Consider the following 5,332-nt stretch of genomic DNA (forward strand, 5'->3'; position numbering starts at 1 on the left):
TTGGTGCAGGTGTTGTAGCGAAGATCATCGCTTAATCACAGTTTCTGTGAAGAATGATTTGACTATACCGTAGTAAAAAGGGCATCATTTGATGCCCTTTTTCTGCACTGCTAGTTATTTCGTTGATTTATCAAACGCTAGCATGGATTTCGGGGCTGAGAATAATCTTGGTCAAATAGTATGTCAGCGTAGTTGCTGATGAAATGGATTTGCCCTGCAACAGCGGGGCTGTTGTCGTCTATAGTTAGACTTGTGACAGGTTGGTTTATGAAAGCTAATAATGCTGAAGCTCCTGATAGCTCAAATGCGCTAGATACAATGAAGTGGATCATCACTTTTGTATTGCTTGCTGCTGCTGTTGTGGGTAATTACCTGTATGGTGAGTTGTCGGTTGTCGCTCGTGCTGCGGGTGTTATTGTGTTAATTGCAGTGGCTCTTGGAGTTGCTGCAACGACTTTTAAAGGTAAAGCTGCGATTGTGTTTGCACGCGAATCTCGCATGGAGGTCCGCAAAGTGGTGTGGCCAACACGGCAAGAAACCATGCAAACGACACTGATCGTGTTAGCTGTAAGTATTGTAATGGCTCTGGTTCTTTGGGGCATTGACGGCATTATGGTTCGTCTTGTTGCTTTTGTAACTGGAGTATAGAGGGTTTAATACATGAGTGAAGCTCCAAAAAAACGCTGGTATGTCGTTCAAGCCTTTTCTGGGTTTGAAGGCCGTGTCGCTCAATCACTTCGTGAGCATATCAAAATGCATGGAATGGAAGAACACTTTGGTGAAGTTCTTGTTCCAACCGAAGAAGTGGTGGAAATGCGCGCGGGCCAACGTCGTAAGAGCGAGCGTAAATTCTTTCCAGGTTACGTGCTGGTTCAAATGATCATGAATGATGAGTCATGGCACTTGGTACGTAGCGTTCCTCGTGTAATGGGCTTCATTGGTGGCACGTCAGATCGTCCAGCACCGATCACAGATAAAGAAGCTGATGCGATATTGAACCGTCTGGAAAAAGCGAGTGAGTCTCCACGTCCGAAAACGATGTTTGAGGCGGGTGAAGTGGTTCGTGTTACAGAAGGTCCGTTTGCCGACTTCAATGGTACAGTCGAAGAAGTTGATTATGAGAAAAACCGTCTGAAAGTTTCTGTGTCAATATTTGGTCGGGCAACACCAGTCGAGCTTGAATTTGGTCAAGTGGAAAAGCTTGATTAAAATATCACCTCTGAGTCTTGTTTAAGGCGTGTCTTTTGACTATAATTTCGCGCCCTTTATTGGTCGTTATCTTTTTTAATGATCTTTAAAACTTGTAAAGTAACTGGGGAGCTGGTCGAGCGATCAGCGTTTGTACCCATAATTTAGGAAATATCATGGCAAAGAAAGTTGAAGCTTATATCAAGCTGCAAGTTGCAGCCGGTATGGCTAACCCAAGTCCACCAGTTGGTCCTGCTCTAGGTCAGCGTGGTGTTAATATTATGGAATTCTGTAAAGCATTTAATGCCAAAACAGAATCTGTAGAGAAAGGTTTACCTATTCCAGTGGTTATCACTGTATATAGTGACCGTTCTTTCACGTTTGAAACTAAGACACCACCTGCTGCTGTTTTATTGAAGAAAGCGGCTGGAGTTAAGTCTGGTTCAGGTCGTCCTAACACTGAAAAAGTGGGTACTGTTACTGACGCTCAAATCCAAGAAATCGCAGAAACTAAAGCTGCAGATATGACTGGTGCTGATATCGAAGCGATGAAACGTTCTATTGCGGGTACTGCTCGTTCAATGGGCCTAGTGGTTGAGGGTTAAGATAATGGCAAAACTAACTAAGCGCATGCGTACTATTCGCGAAAAAGTGGATGTAACTAAAGAATACGAAATCAACGAAGCGGTTGCTCTTCTAAAAGAACTCGCAACGGCTAAATTCGTAGAATCTGTTGACGTTGCTGTTAATCTAGGTATCGACGCTCGTAAATCGGACCAAAACGTACGTGGTGCAACTGTACTACCACACGGTACTGGTCGTGACGTTCGCGTTGCAGTATTCACTCAAGGTGCTAACGCTGAAGCAGCTAAAGCGGCTGGTGCGGACCTAGTGGGTATGGAAGATCTTGCTGAGCAAGTGAAAAAAGGCGAAATGAACTTTGACGTAGTCATTGCTTCTCCTGATGCAATGCGCGTTGTCGGTCAACTCGGTACAATCCTTGGTCCTCGTGGTCTGATGCCAAACCCAAAAGTTGGTACTGTAACTCCTAACGTTGCTGAAGCAGTGAAAAATGCTAAAGCGGGTCAGGTTCGTTATCGTAATGACAAAAACGGCATTATCCATACCACGATCGGTAAAGTATCTTTCGAAACAGAACAACTTAAAGAGAACCTAGAGGCTCTTCTTGTTGCGCTTAAGAAAGCAAAACCATCATCAGCTAAAGGCACTTACGTTAAGAAAGTAAGTATCTCTACGACGATGGGCGCAGGTGTTGCTGTTGATCAGAATACTCTGGCGACTCAAGCATAATTCATTTGCTTAGGTGCGAGATTGATGTATAATCTTGCGCCTAATATTTGTGGTTGGGGCTGAACTTTGGTTCTTTGAACTATGACCCAGTCTCCGTCCAAGACCGTAGGCGTTATCAATTAGATAACTTAATAAAACCTACGTAGATGGTGCCCGAACTGACAGAAAGCTCTAATTTTTTATTAAGTTAACTTTCTTCTGGGACTGCACCGAATAAGCTCTCATTATTATTAATAGTGAGTGGTGTAATAACAACCAGGAGCAATCCAAGATGGCTTTAAACCTTCAAGACAAACAAGCAATTGTTGCTGAAGTCAACGAAGCGGCCAGTGGTGCACTTTCTGCAGTTGTTGCTGACTCTCGCGGTGTTCAAGTAGCTGCGTTAACAACTCTACGTAAACAAGCGCGTGAAGCGGGCGTTTACATGAAAGTTGTGCGTAATACACTTGCACGTCGTGCGGTAGAAGGCACAGCTTACGAATGCCTAAAAGAGGTATTTGTAGGCCCTACTTTGATTGGCTTTTCTAACGAGCACCCAGGTGCTGCGGCGCGTCTCTTTAAAGACTTCGCTAAAGATAATAAAGCATTTGAAATCAAAGCAGCTGCATACGAAGGCGCATTAACTGACGTTGAAGTACTAGCGACACTACCAACTTACGACGAAGCAATTGCACGCTTAATGATGTGCATGAAAGAAGCTTCTGCAGGCAAGCTGGCACGTACTATCGCTGCTATCCGCGATCAAAAAGAAGCAGCCGCAGCTTAATTGCCTTGCTTTTCACTGATTGCCAAATAAACTTATTGTTGACTTAAAAGAGAATTGTTATGTCTATTACTAACGAGCAAATCCTAGACGCTATTGCAGAAATGTCTGTAATGCAAGTTGTTGAACTTATCTCTGCTATGGAAGAGAAGTTTGGTGTTTCTGCTGCTGCTGCAGTTGTTGCTGGTGGCGCTGCTGCTGGTGCGGCTGTTGAAGAGCAAACTGAATTCGATGTAATCCTAACTGCTGCTGGCGGTAACAAAGTTGCTGTAATTAAAGCAGTACGTGGCGCAACTGGTCTTGGTTTGAAAGAAGCTAAAGCTCTAGTTGATGGCGCTCCAGCACCTCTGAAAGAAGGCGTTGAGAAAGCTGAAGCTGAAGCTCTTAAAGCTCAGCTAGAAGAAGCTGGTGCAACTGTTGAAATTAAGTAATTATTACTTAATTGTTTAGCCGAAAGGCTAACGGCTGGTGGTTTGTTGACCACCGGCCTTTTTGCGCTGTAGGGTATGGGCGAATTTTCCCGCTGTTTAAGCGTTCCATATCCATGCAAAAAGCATCTTATTCTAACGAAATAAGATGTCACTACAGTAAACAGCGATTTAGTCACTGTCCTACTCCTTTATAGACAAAGGCGGACAGTTTGGGTCACTTATCAGCGAGCTGAGGAACCCCATGGTTTACTCTTATACCGAGAAAAAGCGCATCCGTAAGGACTTTGGTACTCGTCCACAAGTGTTGGACATTCCATACCTGCTATCGATCCAGCTTGATTCATTCGAAAAATTTATCGAACAGGATCCAGAGGGACAATACGGTCTTGAAGCTGCTTTTCGTTCTGTTTTTCCAATTCAGAGCTATAACGGCAATTCAGAGCTGCAATACGTTAGCTACCGTCTTGGTGAGCCAGTTTTTGACGTTAAAGAATGTCAAATCCGTGGTGTAACTTATTCAAAACCGCTACGTGTAAAACTACGTTTAGTGATTTTTGATAAAGACGCGCCAGCAGGTACTGTCAAAGATATTAAAGAACAAGAAGTCTACATGGGTGAAATTCCACTCATGACAGATAATGGTACCTTTGTAATTAATGGTACCGAGAGGGTTATCGTATCCCAGCTGCACCGAAGCCCAGGCGTGTTCTTCGACAGCGATAAGGGTAAGACCCACTCTTCTGGTAAAGTGCTCTATAATGCACGTGTTATCCCTTACCGTGGTTCATGGCTCGATTTTGAATTCGATCCTAAGGACAACCTATACGTTCGTATCGACCGCCGTCGTAAGTTACCTGCATCGATCATTCTTCGTGCTTTAGGTAAAACGACAGAGGAGATCCTCGATATCTTCTTCGAAAAAGTGAATTTCGAAGTCAAAGACCAAACTCTAATGATGGAATTGGTCCCTGAGCGCTTGCGTGGTGAAACGGCAACGTTTGATATCGAAGCCGATGGTAAGGTTTATGTTGAGAAAGGCCGCCGAGTTACTGCGCGTCATATTCGCCAGTTAGAAAAAGATAACGTTAGCTTCATTGAAGTACCTGTTGACTATATTGTCGGAAAAGTCTCCTCAAAAGATTATATCAATGAAGCGACTGGAGAAGTGATTGTTGCGGCTAACCAAGAAGTTAGCCTTGAAGCATTAGCTAATCTATCGCAAGCCGGTTATAAGAAACTTGAAGTTCTCTTTACCAATGATCTTGATCACGGTCCGTTCATGTCGGAAACCTTGCGTATCGACAGCACGTCAGACCGTATTTCTGCATTAGTAGAGATTTACCGCATGATGCGCCCTGGCGAGCCACCAACAAAAGAAGCCGCAGAATCATTATTTGAAAGCTTGTTCTTCTCGCCAGAACGCTATGATCTTTCAACTGTTGGACGTATGAAGTTCAACAGTTCTATTGAGCGCGATGGTGCGGAAGAGCAAGGCACACTCGATGAAACCGATATCATCGAAGTGATGAAAAAGCTGATCTCGATTCGTAATGGTAAAGGCGAAGTGGATGACATCGACCACTTAGGCAACCGTCGTATTCGTAGTGTTGGCGAAATGGCAGAAAACCAATTCCGTGTT

The 5,332-nt window shown here is 44.0% G+C and carries 6 protein-coding genes and 1 pseudogene; all 7 read left to right on the forward strand.

The window, feature by feature from the left end; genetic code table 11:
- Nucleotides 1–267 precede the first annotated feature (267 nt).
- A complete protein-coding gene (secE, locus tag B7C60_RS01515; protein ID WP_099610130.1) occupies nucleotides 268–648 on the forward strand; it encodes a preprotein translocase subunit SecE in 381 nt (126 codons plus the stop codon).
- 12 nt (nucleotides 649–660) lie between these two features.
- Entirely contained in the window at nucleotides 661–1,209 is a 549-nt protein-coding gene (gene nusG, locus B7C60_RS01520; protein ID WP_099610131.1) for a transcription termination/antitermination protein NusG, read from the forward strand.
- Between the two features lie 155 nt (nucleotides 1,210–1,364).
- Nucleotides 1,365–1,793 carry a 50S ribosomal protein L11 gene (gene rplK / locus B7C60_RS01525; RefSeq protein WP_021021755.1) on the forward strand — a complete coding sequence of 143 codons (429 nt, stop codon included), beginning with the start codon at nucleotides 1,365–1,367 and terminating at the stop codon, nucleotides 1,791–1,793.
- Nucleotides 1,794–1,797: 4 nt separating this feature from the next.
- Nucleotides 1,798–2,499: a 50S ribosomal protein L1 gene (gene rplA / locus B7C60_RS01530; RefSeq protein WP_099610132.1), complete on the forward strand. Its 702-nt coding sequence runs from the start codon at nucleotides 1,798–1,800 to the stop codon at nucleotides 2,497–2,499.
- Nucleotides 2,500–2,770: 271 nt separating this feature from the next.
- The gene (rplJ, locus tag B7C60_RS01535) at nucleotides 2,771–3,265 is read left to right on the forward strand and encodes a 50S ribosomal protein L10 (RefSeq protein WP_099610133.1); all 495 of its coding nucleotides are present in this window, start codon (nucleotides 2,771–2,773) and stop codon (nucleotides 3,263–3,265) included.
- A 59-nt stretch (nucleotides 3,266–3,324) separates the two neighbouring features.
- Nucleotides 3,325–3,693 (forward strand): 50S ribosomal protein L7/L12, encoded by a 369-nt coding sequence (rplL, locus tag B7C60_RS01540; protein WP_099610134.1) that lies wholly within the window; start codon nucleotides 3,325–3,327, stop codon nucleotides 3,691–3,693.
- A gap of 241 nt (nucleotides 3,694–3,934) precedes the next feature.
- A pseudogene (gene rpoB / locus B7C60_RS17475) lies at nucleotides 3,935–5,332 on the forward strand (DNA-directed RNA polymerase subunit beta); the annotation flags it as partial.

Origin of the sequence: Vibrio fujianensis, assembly GCF_002749895.1 — a bacterium.
Taxonomy (GTDB): Bacteria; Pseudomonadota; Gammaproteobacteria; order Enterobacterales; family Vibrionaceae; genus Vibrio; species Vibrio fujianensis.